At 38.8% G+C, this 20,847-nt stretch carries 17 protein-coding genes; 11 read left to right on the top strand and 6 right to left on the bottom strand.

All coding sequences use genetic code 11. The features are described 5' to 3' along the window. The first annotated feature begins 359 nt into the window (after window positions 1-359). The 5 genes from MTF66_RS08100 (at window position 360) to MTF66_RS08080 (ending at window position 7,600) form a co-directional block, all read left to right on the top strand. A complete protein-coding gene (locus MTF66_RS08100; protein ID WP_248527001.1) occupies window positions 360-2,543 on the top strand; it encodes a pre-peptidase C-terminal domain-containing protein in 2,184 nt (727 codons plus the stop codon). Window positions 2,544-2,614: 71 nt separating this feature from the next. Then, a complete protein-coding gene (locus tag MTF66_RS08095) occupies window positions 2,615-4,471 on the top strand; it encodes a M28 family metallopeptidase (protein WP_248527000.1) in 1,857 nt (618 codons plus the stop codon). A 100-nt stretch (window positions 4,472-4,571) separates the two neighbouring features. After that, complete coding sequence (locus MTF66_RS08090; protein ID WP_248526999.1) at window positions 4,572-6,488, top strand: ATP-dependent DNA helicase; 1,917 nt, start codon at window positions 4,572-4,574, stop codon at window positions 6,486-6,488. A gap of 8 nt (window positions 6,489-6,496) precedes the next feature. Then, window positions 6,497-7,198 carry a tRNA (adenosine(37)-N6)-threonylcarbamoyltransferase complex dimerization subunit type 1 TsaB gene (gene tsaB / locus MTF66_RS08085; RefSeq protein ID WP_248526998.1) on the top strand — a complete coding sequence of 234 codons (702 nt, stop codon included), beginning with the start codon at window positions 6,497-6,499 and terminating at the stop codon, window positions 7,196-7,198. Between the two features lie 72 nt (window positions 7,199-7,270). Beyond that, window positions 7,271-7,600, top strand: coding sequence for a hypothetical protein (locus MTF66_RS08080; RefSeq protein ID WP_010388855.1), 330 nt, complete (start codon window positions 7,271-7,273; stop codon window positions 7,598-7,600). A 65-nt stretch (window positions 7,601-7,665) separates the two neighbouring features. On the opposite strand, the gene MTF66_RS08075 is transcribed toward MTF66_RS08080, so the two are convergent. Then, entirely contained in the window at window positions 7,666-8,955 is a 1,290-nt protein-coding gene (locus MTF66_RS08075; protein WP_010388854.1) for an alkaline phosphatase, read from the bottom strand. Between the two features lie 186 nt (window positions 8,956-9,141). Here MTF66_RS08075 and MTF66_RS08070 point away from each other — a divergent pair, with 186 nt between their 5' ends. The 3 genes from MTF66_RS08070 (at window position 9,142) to rnd (ending at window position 12,942) form a co-directional block, all read left to right on the top strand. Then, window positions 9,142-9,993 (top strand): alpha/beta fold hydrolase, encoded by an 852-nt coding sequence (locus tag MTF66_RS08070; protein WP_054201592.1) that lies wholly within the window; start codon window positions 9,142-9,144, stop codon window positions 9,991-9,993. Window positions 9,994-10,108: 115 nt separating this feature from the next. Next, window positions 10,109-11,761: a long-chain-fatty-acid--CoA ligase FadD gene (fadD, locus tag MTF66_RS08065; protein WP_010388852.1), complete on the top strand. Its 1,653-nt coding sequence runs from the start codon at window positions 10,109-10,111 to the stop codon at window positions 11,759-11,761. A 50-nt stretch (window positions 11,762-11,811) separates the two neighbouring features. Beyond that, a complete protein-coding gene (gene rnd, locus MTF66_RS08060) occupies window positions 11,812-12,942 on the top strand; it encodes a ribonuclease D (protein WP_248526997.1) in 1,131 nt (376 codons plus the stop codon). A 54-nt stretch (window positions 12,943-12,996) separates the two neighbouring features. On the opposite strand, the gene minE is transcribed toward rnd, so the two are convergent. From minE to minC, 3 genes are read right to left on the bottom strand one after another with little or no spacing between them, the layout of a single operon-like run. Next, window positions 12,997-13,260: a cell division topological specificity factor MinE gene (minE, locus tag MTF66_RS08055; RefSeq protein WP_008111532.1), complete on the bottom strand. Its 264-nt coding sequence runs from the start codon at window positions 13,258-13,260 to the stop codon at window positions 12,997-12,999. A 1-nt stretch (window position 13,261) separates the two neighbouring features. After that, entirely contained in the window at window positions 13,262-14,071 is an 810-nt protein-coding gene (gene minD / locus MTF66_RS08050; protein ID WP_008111531.1) for a septum site-determining protein MinD, read from the bottom strand. A gap of 5 nt (window positions 14,072-14,076) precedes the next feature. Beyond that, entirely contained in the window at window positions 14,077-14,781 is a 705-nt protein-coding gene (minC, locus tag MTF66_RS08045) for a septum site-determining protein MinC (protein ID WP_008111529.1), read from the bottom strand. Between the two features lie 155 nt (window positions 14,782-14,936). Here minC and MTF66_RS08040 point away from each other — a divergent pair, with 155 nt between their 5' ends. Continuing rightward, window positions 14,937-15,218, top strand: coding sequence for a YcgL domain-containing protein (locus tag MTF66_RS08040; RefSeq protein WP_008111526.1), 282 nt, complete (start codon window positions 14,937-14,939; stop codon window positions 15,216-15,218). Then, window positions 15,211-16,227 carry a lytic transglycosylase domain-containing protein gene (locus MTF66_RS08035; RefSeq protein ID WP_054201590.1) on the top strand — a complete coding sequence of 339 codons (1,017 nt, stop codon included), beginning with the start codon at window positions 15,211-15,213 and terminating at the stop codon, window positions 16,225-16,227. Before MTF66_RS08040 ends, MTF66_RS08035 begins: the two co-directional genes overlap by 8 nt. Before the next feature lie 60 nt (window positions 16,228-16,287). Here the strand turns inward: MTF66_RS08035 and MTF66_RS08030 are convergent, their stop codons facing one another. Further along, window positions 16,288-16,836, bottom strand: coding sequence for a GbsR/MarR family transcriptional regulator (locus tag MTF66_RS08030; protein ID WP_010388849.1), 549 nt, complete (start codon window positions 16,834-16,836; stop codon window positions 16,288-16,290). A gap of 217 nt (window positions 16,837-17,053) precedes the next feature. On the opposite strand from MTF66_RS08030, the gene adhP reads away from it, so the two are divergent. Then, window positions 17,054-18,064: an alcohol dehydrogenase AdhP gene (gene adhP, locus MTF66_RS08025; RefSeq protein WP_010388847.1), complete on the top strand. Its 1,011-nt coding sequence runs from the start codon at window positions 17,054-17,056 to the stop codon at window positions 18,062-18,064. Between the two features lie 69 nt (window positions 18,065-18,133). Here the strand turns inward: adhP and MTF66_RS08020 are convergent, their stop codons facing one another. After that, window positions 18,134-20,554: a TonB-dependent siderophore receptor gene (locus MTF66_RS08020; protein ID WP_248526996.1), complete on the bottom strand. Its 2,421-nt coding sequence runs from the start codon at window positions 20,552-20,554 to the stop codon at window positions 18,134-18,136. Between the last annotated feature and the right edge of the window lie 293 nt (window positions 20,555-20,847).

Raw genomic sequence — 20,847 nt, 5'->3', positions numbered from 1 at the left:
ATTCCGTTTAACTCTCTACAAATCACATTAGTTTAAATTTTTACAGCAAGAACACGACTTTTTAGTCATCGTTGAGTGATGAAAATTTACTAGTGCAACTTATAAAACCAATCCCCTTGTTGAACTTTAGAATGTAAATATATGTATACATAATGTTATATTTTGTTTTTGCTGTAAATAGGGTTAGTTGTAACACACTGTAAATAAAGCACTAAATATTATTACTAATACTTTAATTGTAAATTAAATGTTTAATTTTCGTTATTGCAGTTTGCGGTCTATGCTGATCCCTAATCGGGTACAAGGTGTGCCGATTAATACAAATATACTAAAAACTTAAACTTTAACGGAGCGTAAACGTGAATTTATCTAAAATCACAATAGCAACTTTTGCTGCTTTAACTTTGGTTCAAGCAACAAATGCAGTAGCTGCGAATAAGAAATATCTAAATCAACAACCGACAATTAATAACATGGTGCAATCAAACTCTGCTTCCTTGCTATCAGTAAGTCCAAATCAGTTGATTGGGTTAAGTGTAGGGAACGAATTAGTTGTATTAAAAGAGTTTACTAGCAATAACGGAGAAGTAACACGTCGTTACCAACAAACGTATCAAGGCATTCCTGTTATTGGTGATACAGTCAGCCTAACATTTAACAATGGGATGCTTAAAAAAGCCCATGGTGCCGCTGTTTACAACATTGATGAAGATTTAGCGGACGTTTCAGCTAAGTTGACAAAAAAAGATGCGATTTTAAAAGGATCAAAAACTGGCATTGCAGCAAAATCAGTCGGCTTGAAAAAACATAACGAGCAATCAAGGCTCGCTATTTGGGTTGACGATCAGAATAAGGCGCATTTAGTTTATGAGGTGTCTTATGTTACTTATGGCAAGTCACCATCAAGACCATATCAGATCATTGATGCTAATACTGGTGAGGTATTACTTAGTTACGATAACTTACAACATGCCAATGCAACAGGTCCAGGCGGAAATCTAAAGACAGGCAAGTATATTTATGGAACTGATTTTGACAGTCTAGATGTTAGTCAATCGGGTAATACTTGTACCATGAATAACGCAAATGTTCGCACTATTAATTTAAATGGTGGAACGAGTGGCTCTTCCGCACATTCATTTACGTGTCCTGAGAATACGGTCAAAGAAATTAATGGCGCATATTCACCGCTAAATGATGCTCATTTTTTTGGTAACGTTATTTTTAATATGTATAACGATTGGGTAGGTACAGCACCCTTGAGTTTTCAGTTACAAATGCGCGTTCATTATTCAAGTAATTATGAAAATGCATTTTGGGATGGCAGTGCAATGACCTTTGGCGATGGCCAAAATACGTTTTATCCATTGGTAAGTTTAGATGTATCTGCACATGAAGTTAGCCATGGCTTTACTGAGCAAAATTCAGGTTTGATTTACAATGGTAAACCAGGTGGATTAAATGAAGCATTTTCGGATATGGCTGGTGAAGCTGCTGAATTTTATATGAAAGGCAGCAACGATTGGCTAGTTGGTAAGGATATTTTTAAAGGTAATGGTGCGCTGCGTTACATGAATAACCCTACCCAAGATGGCCGTTCAATAGATAACCAAAGCAACTATTATTCAGGTATGGACGTGCATTATAGTTCAGGGGTTTATAATAAGGCATTTTATAATTTAGCAACCACGCCGGGTTGGGATACGCAAAAAGCCTTTATCGTAATGGCTCGTGCCAACCAACTATATTGGAGTGCGGGTGTAGGCTGGGATTTAGCCGGTAACGGGGTGATGGATGCAGCCTGTGATTTAAATTATGACCCAAATGATGTTAAAGCTGCTTTAGCTGCCGTTGGGGTTAATTCAAATCTTAGTTCAGGTAGTGAATGTGCAACAACACAACCACCGACTGACGATGAAGCATTAACCAATGGGGTAGCGCGTACGGGTATCAGTGGCGCTGAAAAAGAGCAACTATTCTTTACTTTAGATGTTCCCGCTGGCGCGACAAATCTTCAGTTCAATACTACTGGCGGCTCAGGTGATGCAGACTTATACGTTAAATTTGCAAGCCGACCGACCTTAAATAGTTACGACTGTAATAGCACAACATCTACTAGTACAGAAAGCTGTAACATAAGTAATGCACAAGCGGGAACTTATTATGTAATGGTTGAAGCATGGGATGCTATATCTGGCGTATCATTAACGGGTAGTTACTCAGGTGATAATGGTGGGGTAACGCCTATCAACAGAACTGAGTCTAATATTAATGTGACAACTAATAATTGGAGTCGCTTCACTCAAGATTTATCCGCAGGGTATAGCACTTTAAATATTAGTATTGCTGGTGGCAGTGGTGATGCTGATCTTTATGTAAACTTTGGTTCGCCTTCAAGTACGTCTTCTTATCTATGTAGACCTTACAAAAATGGCAACAATGAAGAGTGTACATTTGAGAACCCGCAATCGGGTACTTGGTACATTGATCTTAGAGGCTACAGCATAGCAAGCGGTGTAACACTCAATGTAACTGCTAATTAGGCATAGTTATAAAAGGGGCTTAGCCCCTTTTTTTAATGCTTAAAATAAAAGTGAAATGATAAGGAATATTTATGAATTACTTTAAACAACTAGCAGTTATTACTACTTTAACTATGAGTTTTAATTGCTTAGCAAATGAAAATCCAGACAATATTTGGGTAACTATTGATTCAACTGCAGCCCAGCATTATCAACATGAACAAGGTACATTTTTACAAAAAATACCTTTTTCTCACAGAAAATCAAGCCCTATACCAGATGTTGATTTACTCAGTGTACCTAGTAACACGGTAAATAATTTGAGTGAGTTTATGCATCATAACTACAATCGTTGTGGTGGGTTTGTTGCTCATAGCTCGTTTGAAGAAGCGAGTGATTACGCAAAACAATTAGCGGTCGTTCAAAATAGCCAAGCATTATTAGCTTACAATTATTCTATTGATAATGCGCAGACGGTACAAAGTTTAATTAATGCACAAAGTCCGATTAACTTACAAAGCACAGTAAATTCACTGACTAACTTTAATAATCGTTATTATACCTCGCAAACCGGTGTTGATGCTTCACAATGGTTGCAAAGTTATTGGCAACAAATTGCAACTACCCGAAGTGATATAACCATTGAAAGTTATCAGCATAGTTGGGCGCAATCATCCGTCATTGTAACCATTGCCGGTGCTGAAAATGCAGATGAGGTTGTAGTTATTGGAGGCCATTTAGACTCGATTAACCAAGCGAATCCTGCACAAGGACGCTCTCCTGGCGCGGATGATAACGCATCGGGTATTGCAGTGTTAACTGAAGCTTTAAAAGCGATAGTTGAAACAAATTATAAACCGCAAAAAACCATTAAAATTATAGCATTTGCGGCAGAGGAAGTAGGTCTGAGAGGCTCTAAAGATATAGCCAGTAGTTATCGTGCGCAGGGTAAAAATGTAGTGGGTATGGTGCAATTTGATATGACCGGCAACAACGGCAGTATCGAAGATATTATTATGATGACGGATTACACAAATAATGCTCAAAACCAGTTTTTAGCGCAGCTTATAGATACATACTTACCCCAAATTAGTTATGGCTTTGACCAATGTGGTTATGGTTGCTCCGATCATGCTTCATGGTACCAACAAGGCTTTGCTGCCTCTATGCCGTTTGAATCAAAAATGAATGATATTAATCCACTCATTCATACACAAAATGACAGTAATTTCGATGCTGATCATGCAATAAAATTTGCTAACTTAGCTGTAAGCTTTGTAGCTGAATTGGCAAAAAACGCTGGTGATGTAACACCGCCAAGTAATAATGAGTTAGTAAATGGAGAGCCAATTTCTGGTATCAATGCTACTGCTAAAGAGCAGCTTATCTATACATTAAATGTACCAAAAGGAGCGCAAAATTTAAGCTTTGAAACCTCAGGTGATAATGGCGATGCCGATTTATACGTTAAGTTTAATCAGGCGCCAACATTAAGCGATTTCGATTGTAAAAGTACGTCTGCCACAAGTAATGAACGTTGTGATATTCCTACCAGCGATGATGGAACTTACTATGTAATGGTTGAGGCATATAGCGCAATTAACAATATTTCTTTGATAGGTAGTTTTGAGCAAGCTGGTGCTTTAGAGCCAATCAATCGCGTAGAAGATAACATTAGCGTAAATGCAGGTGATTGGAAGCGTTATGAACAACGTTTAGTTGCAGGCTATTCTTCGCTAAATGTTGCTATTTCAGGTGGAACTGGCGATGCTGATTTGTATTTAAATTTTGATGCGCCATCATCTAATACACAATATGTGTGTCGCCCTTATAAAAATGGCAACACAGAAACATGTACTGTCTCTGCACCCCAAGCAGGTTTATGGTACATAGATATTAAAGGTTATCGTAATGCAAATGGCATTACCTTAACTATTAATGCAGAATAATTAACAGGGGCACACGCCCCTTTATTGGTTAAATTCTCACTCACTTTGGCTTGCCCTTCCTCAACAGCTTACGTAGAATCCCGCTATTATTTTTTACATAGTGATTGGTATTATCAAACAGCTGTTTAGTGCGACCGGGCCTTTGGCTTTATCAATAGATGGATACACACCACGCCAGCCTCAAATCGATATGGCGGTGGCGGTTGAGGATGCATTAAAAACCCGATCTCAACTTGTTGTTGAGGCAGGCACTGGCACAGGCAAAACCTTTGCTTATTTAGCTCCCGCTCTTAAATCTAAGGGCAAAACAATTATTTCAACCGGTTCTAAAGCACTGCAAGAACAGCTGTATCACCGCGATTTACCCGTATTAGTAAGAGCCTTAGGTGCGGCTAAAAAAACGGCACTGTTAAAAGGGCGTGCCAATTATTTATGCACTTATCGGCTAACTCAACATGTGGCACATGTACCAACAGACGACCCTGATGTTATGCATCAGCTTGCTATGGTTGCTAAATTTGCCAGTGAAACGCATACCGGCGATTTAGCCGATTGTATTGGTATTGAAGAAGATGCCAAAGTGTTGCCGTATGTAAGCTCAACTGCTGATAATTGCTTAGGCAAAGAGTGCCCAGACTTTCAAGAATGCTATATTCGCAAAGCGCGTTTAAAAGCGGGGGATGCCGATGTTGTGGTAATAAATCACCATTTGTTTTTTGCTGATATGGCGGTAAAGGAATCTGGTTTTGCAGAGCTAATGCCCAATGCCGATGCCTACATATTTGATGAAGCTCACCAATTAAGCGAAATTGCCAGTGACTATTTTGGCGAAACCATGAGCACCAAAAAGCTGGTGGATTTAATTAACGATTTGCGCGCTATTTATCGCGCTGAAATTCCAGACATGCTGCAATTAGGCAAAAGTTTAAATAAGCTTGAAACCAGTGTCGCTGATTTAAGGCTGCAGTTTGGAGTAGATGGCAGTCGAGGTGACTGGCGTGAAAAGCTCAGTAATAAGCTTATTTGCTCGGCCTTGCACCGGGTTATTAGTGATTTAGAGTTTGTGTATCAGGTATTAAAGTTATGCTTAGAGCGAAGTGATAAAATAGAACATCCGTTTGAACGAGTATTGGCTTTTAAAGGTCAGTTAGAGCGCGTATTCGATACTGCTCAAACAGGTTTTAGTTACTGGTACGAAACCACGAGGCGCTATTTAACTATTAATATTACGCCTCTGAATGTATCGGCTAAATTTGCTTTAATGATGAAAGAGTCGGGTTCAGGATTTGTTTTTACCTCGGCCACGTTATCGGTCGACAATGAACTGAGCCACTTTAATGCGAGCCTTGGCTTAAAACCAAAGCAAAGTATGATGGTAGATAGCCCGTTTGATTATGAGAATCAGGCGTTGCTGTGCTTACCTCGTTATTTACCACAATCGCATGAAGATAATATGCCCCATGCGATTGTAAAATTAACCTTAGAGCTTATTAAGTCGGCTAAAGGGCGTTGTTTTGTGTTATTTACCAGTTACCGTATGATGCATTTAGTGGCTGAGGGCTTAACTACGCAAATGGACTACCCAGTTTATATGCAAGGGCAAATGTCTAAACGAATTATACTAGAAAAATTTACTCGCCATGGTAATGCGGTATTGCTGGGCACCGCGTCATTTTGGGAAGGGGTTGATGTACGAGGTAGTACCTTAAGCTGTGTTATTATAGATAAACTGCCATTTGCTGCACCTGATGACCCTTTACTACAAGCTAAAATGCAAGATTGCCAAATGCAAGGCAAAGACCCGTTTGCGCATATTCAATTACCTCAAGCGGTGATTGCCTTAAAGCAGGGGGTAGGTCGCTTAATAAGAGACAACAAAGATAAAGGCGTGCTAGTGATTTGCGATAATCGTTTAGTAACACGCCAATATGGACAAGTATTTTTAAAGAGTTTACCGCCAATGCGCCGTACACGTAGCTTAGAAGATGCCAATACATTTTTAAAACATATTAATTGAGTACAAAAATGATCAAAAGTAACATTCTCGCCCTAGATGCCTCTACTGAAGCATTATCTATTGTTTTGCATTATCAGGGTAAAACATTTCATCATTTTGAAGAGTGTCCGCAGCAGCATAGCCAAAAAATTCTGCCACTTATTGATGAGCTACTTGGTAAAGCCGGCTGTAAATTAAAAGATTTAGACGTAATAGGATTTGGCCAAGGGCCAGGTAGCTTTACTGGCGTGCGTATAAGCGTAGCCATTGCCCAAGGTCTTGCGTATTCAACTAATTTACCATTAGTTGGGGTATCTACTTTAGCAGTCATGGCGCAACAGGCGTTTGAACAGTTTGGTGCTAACGATGTTTATTCTAGTATTGACGCGCGTATGGGAGAAATCTACTTTGCTCAATACCACGCAAAAGATGGATTAATGACACTTAAAGGCGAAGAGCGAGTATTCAAACCTGAATTGTTAGATGCAACTTTGATAGATACAAATATTGATGCTGCGGCCGTGGGGACTGGTTTTAAAAGTTACCCTGATGCACTAACGCCATTTAATAATGTAACCATACAGCCTGAAATAACCTTACCGGATGCACACTATATGTTGGCACTCGTAGAGGCGCAGTACCTTGCAGGTAAGGGTGTAAAAGCCAGTGATGCACAACCAAAGTATGTGCGTGATACGGTAACATGGAAAAAATTACCGGGCCGTGAATAAACAAACACGGTTGTTTGCAAATTAAGCAATTTTAAATCATAATTTAGTTATATTGTTGGTTGGAGAAGCGCTGTGTCGCTACCTATAAGTTCAGGTTTTTTTACAGGTGATATACCTGCTAAGGTGCGTTCTACTTCGGTAGTTCCGGCGCAGCCTGAACGAGTAATAGAGCAAGCCAAACCACAAAAAACTAATACCGATTATGTCAAAAGCAGCCCAGAAGGGCTTGAACTTGCAAAAGAGTTTACAAAAGCGAACAGCAAAGATACCCAATACAGCCAAACTATTTACGATCAACCCAGTGCTCAAGTAAGCAAAGCGATTTCTACTTATACTGAGTTTGCTAATTTAGAGCGAAGAGCTGAAGTTCAAAGTTTAATTGGTGTTGATATATACGCTTAGCTAAGATTAAAAAAACAAAAAAAGCCCGAATGAATTATTCGGGCTTTTTTATTAAGTTTCAAAGACTACTGCTTTATATAACCAATTAATTTTTTAGCTATATCAGTATTATTTTGAGAGCCAACAAAGTCATCGCTATTTTTGCCATAGGCAAATACTTGTACATCAGACGCTGTGTGACCGCCCGTAGTCCAACCTGTAAAGCTTAAGTCATTAATAATGCTTTTAACGGCCAAGTTTAGGGTTTTCTCGCCCATAGCTTTGGCTTGTTTAAGCTTAATTTCGTTTTCAGTTGTAAATTCAATACTGGTATTAGCTTGCCATACCGTTTTAAGGTTATCAGAACCCATTAGTAATTTGGTCAATGTGCCCGCAGTGGCTTTTACACCTTTGATGACATCTGTTTCCCATTTATATTGGCCATGTGCACCAATAGTTAAACCGCCTGTTGAGTGGTCTGCCGTGATCACTAAAATAGTGTCTGGGTTGTTATCTACATAGGCTTTAGCCGTTTCGATTGATTTAGCAAAGTCATCCATTTCAGCCATTGCACAGGCAATGTCGTTTGCGTGACCACACCAGTCAATTTGGCTACCTTCAATCATCACAAAAAAGCCTTTATCATTTTGCCCATCAAGCAAATCAAACGCTTTAGAAGTTAACTGCTTTAATCTTGTTGGGTTTTCATCAAGAGCAAACGGTAAGCCTTTAGGTGCATATAAACCTATAGCAGGCACTTGAGTGATTTGGCCAAGGTTTTGAATATCATCGCCATATTGATAACCAGCTTGTTTAAATTCGTCTACTAAGTTTCTGTCATCACGAATAAAGTATTGAGTACCACCGCCTAACATTAAATCTACCGGTAATTTACCTGCAATTTTATTGTCAATGTAGTCATTAGCGATATCATCGTAGTTTCTTCTTGATTCATTATGTGCGGCAAAACTTGCTGGTGTTGCATGGTTTATTTGTGAGGTAGCTACTAAAGCTGTTGTCATTCCTTGCTCTTTTGCAATTTCTAGCATGGTTTTAACAGGCTTTTTAGCTGTGTCGACGGCAATAGCGCCATTATAACTTTTATGGCCGCTGCTAAGTGCAGTTGCACCTGCTGCGCTGTCTGTAACATAGGTATGGTCATCTGGATACGTGTGCGCCATGCCTTTTAATATGGTATCAAAAACGGTGGTTTCTATTTCTTTTGTTGTTGGGTCATCTTTGTAATATCGATAAGCGGTTGTGAAAGCGGGACCCATGCCATCACCAATCATATAAATAACATTTTTAGGCGCTGTTTGAGCAAATGCTCCTGTTGTTGTACATAAAAGCGCTAATAAGCCGAACTGTTTTTTCATTGTGTGTACCCTTTAAGTGTACTTATTTTAATAGCGACTATTATTGTATACTGATGACCAGATAAATAAATGAATATGTTATGAAATCTCGCGATTTAAGTGTGTGCTCTTCTAGCTCGGTTCTATTATTTGTGTAATAACTCTTGTATGTTATTGCTATAACCAAATAAAAAGTAGAGGTTTGCATTGCAACCATTTTCTGTCAAAGCCAACGACTTAGATATACATGGCCTTAAATTTGGAGACGGTGAAGAGGTTGTTATTGCGCTTCACGGTTGGTTAGATAACAGTGCTAGCTTTGCACCTATGCTAACTGACGTACCGTCAAATCAAACATGGTATTGTATTGATTTTGCAGGGCATGGACTATCATCTTGGCGAAGCCCTCAGGCACATTACTACTTTATTGATTATGTGGATGATGTGTATGCCTTAATCACAGCGCTTAAATTAAAAAAGGTACATTTGGTCGGTCATTCGATGGGGGCGATGGTCGCGGGTTTATTTGCGAGTTGTTTTAACGAGTATGTTAAATCCGTTTCTTTTATTGAAGGAATTGGCTGCGTTACCACGCAAGCAAATGAAGTCGCTTCGCAGCTAAGAAATGCCATACTTAACAGGGCACGGTTAACGATTAAAAAATCAAGGACATATACTTCTAAAGAGCAAATTTATCAAGCGCGTGCAAAAACAACTGATTTAAATGATGAACTAATTGCGTTGCTGATGGACAGAAATATAAAACAAATGCACAGTGGGTTTGAGTTAACGACTGATCCTAAGCTTAAAAATCACTCAGGTTTTCGATTTGATGAAGCGCAATGTATTGGTGCAATAAAAGAATTAATTGCACCATGTCAATTAATATTAGGTGATAAAGGTTATCCATTTGTAAAACAAAATTTAGACAAGTATAGTAAATATTACAATAACTTGAGTGTAATAGATGTGCCCGGTGGACATCATTGCCATATGCAAAGTAGTGGGCTATGTTTTGAACACATTCACGCATTTATGGTGCAAAGTAGTGCATGTTAATTGTATATTACCGATAAATGTGGGATTATCTCTAGATTAGAGTATTTGCTCAATTGTGAAAGTGCCTTACTTAGATTAAGGTTAATAAAAATATAATTATAAACAGGGGCTAAGAGTGGAAAAAATCTGGCTTAAGCGCTACCCAGAAGGTATGCCTGAAACAATCGATCCTGAGCACTACAACTCGTTACTCGAAGTGTTTGAAAAAAGTTTTAATGAATACAAAGATTTACCTGCATTTACAAATATGGGTAAAACATTGTCATACAACGAAATAGATGCAGCAACGAAACGTGTTGCCGCCTATATTCAAAACGACTTAGGGCTAAAAAAAGGCGATAAAGTCGCTGTGATGATGCCTAACTTGTTGCAAACCCCTATTGCTATTTTAGGTATTTTACGCGCAGGGTGCGTTGTGGTTAACGTTAATCCACTTTACACCGTACGTGAGCTAGAGCATCAGTTAAAAGATTCTGAAACATCGGCAATATTTATACTAGCTAACTTTGCTGATACGCTTGAAAAAGCGCTGCCTAACACTGACGTGAAACACATTGTGGTTACCCAAGTAGGTGACATGATGGGGGGTCTTAAAAAGCATTTAGTTAATTTTGTAGTTAAGCATTTCAAAAAAATGGTGCCAAGTTACACGTTACCTAACACGATTAAATTTTGTGATTTATTAAAAGCTGATCCAAATGGTTACACACGCCCAGACGTCAATCTAAGTGACTTAGCTTTTTTACAGTACACAGGTGGAACTACCGGTGTATCTAAAGGCGCAATGTTGAGCCATGGCAATATGGTAGGCAACCTTGAACAAGTGTCTGGTTGTTTAGACAAAGTTCTTGACCGTGGTAGTGAAGTGGTTATTACCGCGCTTCCGCTTTATCATATATTTGCGCTAACAGCTAACTGTTTGGCATTTATGAAATACGGTGGTTTAAACGTTTTAATTACTAATCCACGTGATATGCCTGGATTTGTAAAAGAGCTGAGCCAGCATAAATTTACTGCTATTACAGGGGTTAATACTCTATTTAATGGTTTATTAAACACTCCTGGTTTCTCTGAACTTGATTTTAGTCACCTTAAAATGTCATTGGGTGGCGGTATGGCGGTACAACGTCCTGTTGCAGAAAAGTGGCAAAAAGTGACCAATACTAAATTAATGGAAGGCTATGGCTTAACTGAATGTGCTCCATTAGTAACAATTAGCCCATACGATTTAGAGGCATATAATGGCTCTATTGGTTTACCTGCGCCAAGTACAGATATTAAGTTAATGCTTGATAACGGTGAAGAAGCGGCTAAAGGTGAGCCAGGCGAGTTATGGGTTAAAGGCCCTCAAGTTATGCTTGGGTACTATAATCGCCCAGACGCCACTGCTGAATGTTTAAAAGATGGTTGGTTTGCAACCGGTGATATTGCGACGTACGATGATGAAGGTTTCTTCTATATTGTTGACCGTAAAAAAGACATGATTATTGTTTCAGGCTTTAATGTTTTCCCAAATGAGATTGAAGAAGTGGTTGCAATGCACGAAGGTGTATTAGAGGTTGCTGCAATTGGTATTCCTCATGACATTAGTGGTGAACAAGTTAAAGTTTTTGTTGTGAAAAAAGACCCTTCTTTAACTGAAAAAGATATAATAAAACATTGTCGTGATAATTTAACTAATTATAAGGTTCCTAAACTCGTTGAGTTTAAGGATGAGTTACCCAAAACTAACGTGGGTAAAATTCTCAGAAGAGCCTTAAAAGATTAGCAACTATAAAAAAGCCGACATATGTCGGCTTTTTTATTGTAGGAGACTCAGTGCACTACCAATTGATCCAAACCCAAAATGAGCTAAATACGTTTGTAGAACAAATAAAAAACAAACCGATTCTTGCTATTGATACCGAGTTTATGCGCCGCCGTACTTTGTATCCCGAAGTTGCACTCATTCAAGTTTATGATGGCGAACATTTAGCACTTATCGACCCGCTAGCAGAGCTTTCCTTATTTGATTTTTGGCAGATACTTAAAGATCAAAACGTGTTAAAAGTACTTCATTCTCCTTCAGAAGATATTGAAGTTTTTCAAAAATACGCAGGTTTTGTTCCTTATCCATTGTTTGATACTCAGTTTGCACTTCAGCTATTAGGTGAGGGTAACTGTATGGGGTTTGCCTTAATGGTAAAAACCTTATTGAATATTGAAATTGATAAAAGTGAATCGCGCACCAATTGGTTACAACGTCCTCTCACTCAAAAACAACTTGAATACGCTGCAGCTGATACATATCACTTATTGCCTTGTTTTGAGTTAATTATAGACAGCATTAAAGCAGCTGATTTATTCGACATTGTGATCAATGAAAGTGAATTAGTGGCAAACAAGCGTGCTTTTCAAACACCAGATGAGTTACTTTATAAAGAGATTAAAAATGCATGGCAGCTTAAGCCGCATGAATTAGCGGTACTTAAAGAGTTAGCTGTGTGGCGAAGAAATAAAGCAATTCGAAAAAATCTAGCGCTTAATTTTGTTCTTAAAGAGCATAACATGACTGAAATCGCTAAACGAGGTCCTTCAAGTTTAAATGCGCTAAGACAAATTTCGGGTGTTGAGCCTATTGAAGTGAATCGTTCAGGGGTTGAAATTTTAAAGTGTATTGAGCAGGCCAAAGCCATTCCAGCTGAGCAGCACCCACAAGTACTAAAACGTTTAATTGATTTTCCTACGTATAAAAAAGTAGCGAAAGAAATTAAACAAAAAATTACGAAAGTTGCTAAAGAGCACAATATACCAGAAGACGTCATGGCATCTAAAAAGCAAATTAATCAGCTAATTAGTTGGAATTGGAAGTTAACGGATGAACAAAAAGCAAATCACATAAAGCCAGATTTACTCAGTTCATGGCGCTATGACTTTGTTAAAGATGCCCTTAAAGAGTGGGATAATTAAAGCCATAAAGGCGAGTGACAAACAAATAAAAAGGGCGCTTAGCGCCCTTGTTTGTTATTTCTTTTCTTCGTCAGGTAATGTGACATTGAGCTCGAGTACGGCTAAATCGTCTTCATTTTGATCAAACTGAACTTGAACCGCATCGGCGCCTACATTTACGTACTTACGAATGACATCTAATATATCTTGCTTTAATTGCGGCAAGTAATCAGGTGTACCACGCTGAGAACGTTCGTGCGCGACAATGATCTGCAATCGCTCTTTTGCTAATGACGCACTGTTTTTCTTTTCTGAGCGGAAGTAGTCAAGTAAAGACACATTAACCTCCAAATATCCGTTTGAATAAACCCTTTTTCTCAACATCTAAAAATCTAAATTCAACCGTTTCACCTAATAAACGACTGATCGCATCGGCATAAGCTTGGCCTGCGTCAGATTCGCTATCAAGGATAACGGGTTGTCCTGAGTTAGATGCACTAAGTACTGCTTGAGATTCAGGTATGACACCAAGTAAGTCGATGGCTAAAATGTCTTGGATATCTTCAACAGATAGCATTTCACCTTTTGTTACACGATCTGGATTATAGCGCGTTATTAGCAAATGCTCTTTAATGTTTTCTAAACCTTCTTCGGCGCGTTTAGATTTACTGTGTAAAATTCCTAGTATACGATCAGAATCTCGTACTGATGAAACCTCTGGATTAGTGGTTACAATTGCTTCATCAGCAAAGTACATTGCCATCATTGCACCGGCTTCAATACCTGCCGGAGAATCACAGACTATGTAGTCAAAGTCTTCTTTTAATTCATTAAGTACACGTTCAACACCTTCGCGTGTGAGTGCATCTTTATCGCGTGTTTGTGATGCAGGAAGTAAAAATAACTTCTCTACACGTTTATCTTTTATGAGTGCTTGGTTAAGGTTGGCTTCGCCATTGATTACATTAACGAAGTCATACACTACGCGACGTTCACAACCCATAATTAGGTCTAAATTACGTAAGCCGATATCAAAATCGATGATAACAGTTTTGTAGCCTTTTAGTGCTAAGCCTGTACCAATTGCTGCGCTTGATGTTGTTTTACCAACACCCCCTTTACCCGAGGTAACGACAATTATTTTTGCCATGAGATTTATCCTTTAACCAAAGCTGAAATTTCTAAAGATTCATTTTTTTGTTGTATTTGAACTGCGTTACCCCAGTGTTCACCTTGCAGTGAGTCACTGATCCAGTAATTACCATTGATTGAAACGAGTTCTGCTTCTAATTTATTACAAAATATATATGCGTTTTCTAGCCCTTTTGCACCGGCAATAGCACGGCCGCGTAGAGTTCCATAAATGTGTACATTACCATCGGCAATCACCTCTGCACCATGGCTTACTGCACCTAACACCACTAAATCACGGTCTTTGGCGTAAACTTGTTGGCCTGAGCGTACTGCACCATTAATAATTTGTGCTGGTAAATACACGGTTTTTTCAACCACTGACGTATTAGGCTCTACTCTTGCGGGTTCACTCTTAACGTCTTGTGAATAGTTTAAAACAGATAACCCTGCAGCTTTTGCTTGTTTGTGTTGCTCATCCGAACCATTACATACACCCACCGCATTAAAGCTCATGCGTTCAATAAGTGATTTTAAATGAACAAAGTCGATTGTACTGTTTTTTACTTCAATTAAATTAACGACAATGGGGGCACCCTCAAAGAATTTTGGGGCTTGGGCTATTTTTACATACAGTTGTTCTGCTAAAAGGTTAATATCAGTACTATAAAGATGTAAAACTGATAACGTAAAAAGGTTGCCTTTTAGCTCAAAAATTTGGTCCGACATAGATGCTCAACTGGATTGTCTAGTTAGCATGTAACTTTATATAAACCTAGGCTGAACAAGGCTTTTATTAAAGTTTCCACACTAATTTTTATAACTTATTATTATTGCCATGTTATAGTGTGTAGCACTGTTAAGCAAGATTTTATAGGGCCATAATGCTAACTGCGGTATATAAAAGTAAGAAAAAAGCAGATACTTTCTTATTTATTGAAAAAAGAGACGATTTTAGTAAAGTTCCGGAACCTTTAATGGCCATGTTTGGTCAACCTCAGTACGTGATGATCATTAACTTAGCTAAGCGAACTCAATTAGGCGTAGCGGATTTAGACACTTTAAAACAGTCGCTTAGCGACCAAGGCTATTATTTACAAATTCCGCCACCAGAGGAAAACTTGCTGAGTCAATTAAGAAAACAAAATGGAGTAGATAGTGATTAAAAAATTAGCAGTTGTATTGTGTGGTGTATGTTTAAGCTCATCGGTGATGGCAAAAACCCAAGCTGAGTTTCAACAATACCTTACTAATTTAAAGCAAGAGGCAATAGCTAAAGGCTACGATACTCAGTTAATTGAGCAAGCATTTGCCACTGCATCTTATAAAGAAAAAGTGATTTCTGCAGATAAAAATCAGCCTGAAGTAAAAGAAACATTGGAAACATATTTACCAAAACGTGTGCCTCAATGGAAAATTGATCGTGCGCGTAAATTATATAAAGAAAACCAAGAAGTTTTAGAGAAGGTCGCAAAAGACTTTGGTGTTCAAGCACGCTTTATTGTGGCTATTTGGGGCTTAGAGAGTAATTTTGGTGCCATTCAAGGTGGCCACAACGTGATTTCATCGTTGGTAACACTGGCATTTGATGGACGCCGTGAAGCTCTATACAAGCGCCAATTATGGGCAGCACTGGATATATTAAAGTCGGGTCATATTACGCTTGATAAATTTAAAGGCTCATGGGCAGGTGCAATGGGGCAAACTCAATTTATGCCAACCTCATTTAATGCCTATGCTGTAGATTACAACAATGATGGCCGCAAAGATATTTGGACAACCAAGGAAGACGCGTTTGCCTCTATTGCTAATTACTTAAAGCAAGAGGGTTGGAATGACAACTTAACCTGGGGTCGCCAAGTTCAATTACCTGCTGATTTTGACCAGCAGTATATTTTAAAGCGCGGTACTAAAACACGTAAGCAATGGCTTGAATATTGGAACAATTCAGAGCGCTCACTCGCTGATTGGCAAGCATTAGGGGTTCGTCGTGCTGATGGCAGCGATTTACCAAATGTTGCTGTGGATGCTGCACTAGTGATGCCTGATGATGTAAATGGGCGCATGTATTTAGCATACGACAACTACAAGGTATTTATGCACTGGAATCGGTCATATTACTTTGCAACTAGCGTGGGCTATTTGTCAGATAGAATTGCTTACCCAAAGATTTAAGCTAAAGCAAATAACTAAAAAAAGCCGCAAATTGCGGCTTTTTTGTGAGTTACATATCGACTAAATTTCTTTTTTAAATATTTTATCTTTTAGGTCAATGACTTTGCCAATCCCTGAACCTAGTTTCATTAGCTTATTAAGCTGCTCAGGAGTTAAACGTTGTAATTCTGAGGACCATTTAGTTACTGTTTCAAGTAAGTTATGGATTTCGCCCATTTGTTTTTGAGCATAAATTTCATCGTCGTTACTTGCTTCGTCTAGTAAGTTATCTCGGAGTAAGCTCAGTGTAGGCTCAACTTCACGTTTTTTGCGCTCTTCGAATACGCGATTTGCCATATCCCAAATATCGCCTGCAGGGGCATAGTACTCTTTTCTATCTCCTGGGATATGCATTACTTTGATCAGCTGCCAAGATTGTAATTCTTTGATCCCCATACTCACGTTACCGCGAGAAATACTTAGCGCATCAGCGATTTGATTTGCCGTCATTGGATCTTTAGTAATAATCAATAAACCACACATTTGTCCAATGGTGCGATTAAATCCCCAGCGGCTGCCCATCTCACCACAATGCATTACAAAGGCAAAGTTTTTTTCTGATAATGTCATTGTTACAAGTTTCAAAAATAAATGAAATCTATGCTAGCACGCTGGTTAAGTATGGCAAGACTTAAGCTGGGATAAAAAACCACGTTTTAAGACTAATGATTGATATAGATTAATATTTAAGCATTTATAGTGAGGTATGTTGCGGGTATGCAACATAATCTTGCCGTTTAACGCCCTTGTTAAATAGCATAAACTTTTTATAAACGATGGAATGACTATGAAAGCAGCAATAAATACAGAATATAAAGGCAAGTTAGCGATCACCGATTTACCTATTCCAGAAGTAGGCCCTGACGACGTCCTAGTAAAAATAGCCGCTTGTGGTGTGTGCCACACTGATTTACACGCATGTCATGGTGATTGGCCGGTAAAACCAAAAATGCCATTAGTACCTGGACACGAAGGTGTTGGTGTAATAGAAAAACTAGGAAGTAATATTAAGCACTTAGAAGTGGGCGATAGAGTAGGCGTACCATGGCTATACAGTGCATGTGGCCATTGTGAGTTTTGTTTAGATGGACGCGAAACCCTTTGTTTATCGCAACATAATACGGGTTACTCTATTGACGGTGGGTATGCAGAATACTGTTTAGCTCATGGTGACTACATCATCAAAATACCGGAAGGTTTAGGTTTTGCTGAAGCGGCCCCCTTATTTTGTGCCGGCGTAACAACGTATAAAGCTTTAAAAGTATCTGGTGCTAAACCAGGTCAATGGGTTGCTATTGTCGGTGTGGGTGGTTTAGGGCACTTAGCAGTGCAATATGCAAAAGCAATGGGCTTTAATGTTATTGCGGTAGATACTGGTAAAGAGAAAATGGCGCTAGCTAAAGAGTTGGGTGCTGATATTACGCTTGATTTTAAAGAAGTGGTGCCCAGTGAGGCTATTTTTGAGCAAGTAGGTGGCGCGCATGCTGTTGTTTGTACGGCAGTATCAAAACCAGGTTTTGAACAAGCTTATAAAAGTGTTCGCCGAGGGGGGAAATGTGTATTGGTTGGTTTACCGCCTGAAGATATGCCATTGCCAATTTTTGACACCGTATTAAATGGTGTTTCAGTGGTTGGATCTATTGTAGGTACACGCAAAGATCTGCAAGAATGTCTTGAATTTGCTGCGCAAGGCAAAGTAAAAGCCATCATTGAAGAGAAAAAACTTGAAGATATTAATGAAATTTTTGATGACATGCTTAAAGGCGAAATAAACGGCCGCATAGTTGTTACGATTTAATATTAAGGTTTACATGAAAAAAGCACGGTATCTCAATTGAAATACCGTGCTTTTTAAATTATTAAACTATTAAAGTGTGTAACTAAAGCTTAGCTTTGCATTACGTTCTTCACCTGGCATTCCGCCTAAAAACATGGCTTTAGAATAGTATTTTTTATTAAACAGGTTATTAATGTTTAATTGCATCTGCCAGTTGTCTGCTTTATAGCTAACCGCAGCATCATATACGGTATAAGCGGGTACGTAGCCATTATCAATACCAAATGAACTTGAGTTAGTACTACGCTTATCAACAAATGTTAAACCTGCGCTTAAATCAACTGCGTGCGGTAATTCAAACAGCGCTGCTGAGTAAGTAACCCATGAACTTGCTGTTACATAAGGCACCCCTTTTTGACGAGTATTATAGCTGTCACGATTTGGGTTGGTTTTATCGCGGGCGTCTTGATAAACACCGTTGATATTAACTTTCCATTGATCGTTCAAATAGGCATTTAAATCAATCTCTACACCTTTTGTTTGTTCTTCACCATCAAAGAAGCTCTCTACTACATTAGGTGCTGACACGCCGGCTTCATAAAGAGGGTTGGCATATTCTAAATTAGTACGCGCACTTTCAAATACCACAATTGATGCCAGTAATTGGTCATCAAATGCTTTAAAACGAAATCCTAAATCATTACTCACAGATTCGGAATCGTCTCTATCGGCTTCATTACCGGCAACAGAGCCAAGGACACTGTAAGCTGTGCGCCCTTTAGAGTGATTTAAAAACAAAGCCATATCAGCGTTTACTTGATAAGTAGCACCTAGGTTATACGTTAAACCACTGTCTGAGGTATTTGCTTCTGGCGTTGGATTTGCGCGGCTTTGACTATAACGAGGGTCAACACCAAAGTGCTCGTAACTTTGTTTAATACGATTATGAGCAACACCAATACGAGTAGTGATCTTATCGTTAATGTAAGCAACATGTTGAAGGCCTACGCCCCATGCTTGTACTTTTTTATTGTAATCACTGGTTTTAAGCGGATCATAATCAGCAAATTCATCCGCAGGCCAATTTGGCTGGCGTATATCAAAAATATACGGTAGTACACCTTGGTAAATAACTTCTCCGGCTTTGTTTTTAATGACCTTATCGGCATCATAAATGGAGTATTGTTTAAAACGAATATCTCGGTCTTCGTAGTTGGCATTAACCAGTAATTCGTTTTCTATATTACCGAGCATAAAGTCATAACGTAAATCTAAAAAGTATTGCCATGATTTCTCATCTGCTTCTACTTGGCGATATTCTTGGCGTCTAGCTGCGAAAGGGTGTAATACATTATCAACAACTAACGGTGCGCGTGGATCTTGGTTAATTACACCACGTCGGTTCCAATACACATAATTATAAGCACCTGTTTGGCGAGCAAAGCTAGAGGTGTAATTACGGTACTGTAGCTGTTGATTTAAAAATAAATCATCACTAATGTAGTAATTGTGCGCTAATTTAAAACGCAGCTCTTCACCTTCGTTATCCTTTGCCATCGGTGATATTATGCCATTGGTACCAAAGTTAAAGGGTGTTAAACCATCATTGCTTGCCAAAGAGTTAGCGAGTTCATTTCGTTGTGCTTCACTCAATTGTAAGCCACTTGCTGTAGGGTCATTAACTAAATCGGCGCCTGATACTTCTCCTGCAGTTAAACCGTTAACCGATTTACTGTTAAAAATACGAATAGGGTGCCCAATAGAATCCACTGCGATAGCGTCTTTAATATATGCCCCAGACAATACAAAAGATTGCTGGTCATTAAGCACATATTTTAAAGACGAGTAAATTTCATCGCGCTGCTCTTTTAAATCACGAAAGCCATCGCTAGAGGCGGTTTTGGCCATTACCCGATAAGCTAAATCATCAGTTAGTGCATTGGTGCTATCGAGTGAAAGCGAATAACTATCCCACTGACCGATATCCATTTCTAGGGTATGTTGCTCGTTAAACTGTGGTTTTTTTTCAATCAGGTTGATCACACCACCGGCACTACCCATACCATACAGTCCAGTTGCAGGACCCTTTAACACTTCAATCGATTCAACATTGGTTAAAGAACGAGTAGGGTTAAATGTATTGCCTAAGCCTGCGCCGCCATACATGCCATCGTAAGTGTAATTAGCGCCCAAGCCACGAATAACTAAGTTGTCACCAATGCCATAGTTATTACCCGCTTGAGTTAGTCCACTCACATTGCGGATCACATCCTGAAGACTATCAATACCTTGTGATTCAATCAGTGCTTTATCAACAATAACCACGGGTGCAGGGGTTTCCATTAGTGACATGTCTGATTTAGTCGCTAAACCTGAATTCATCACTACTCGGTTTTGTTGCTCGTAAACGCTAATTCGTTCAATATCTGAATTAACTTGTGACTCGTTAGCCATTGCTAAACTTGCGTTTAAGCACGCCAGAGTGAGGAGAGAGTATTGAAACCTTTTCATAAACTGATAACCATTCGCATTTGTTAATTTGCGCGGATGATAATAGTTATCATTTTAAATTTAAATAAAAAGTTCAAACTTTTTTACTTTAATTCGCACGTTTGCTTGATTGTTATTCAATGTGATTTAAAAGTAATCATATTTGAAAATTTCAATGGAGTATTACAGTAGTTAGTTGGTTTAACGGAAAGATTATTTTAAATAAAAAATTGATGGTTAAATGAGCTGCTTTGCTACATTTGCAAAAAAACTGTTAAGGTTGAGCGCAGCCCAACCTTATAGAGACGTTTTGG

Source organism: Pseudoalteromonas sp. 2CM39R (assembly GCF_023161845.1).
This window is presented reverse-complemented; position numbering and strand designations above follow the sequence as displayed.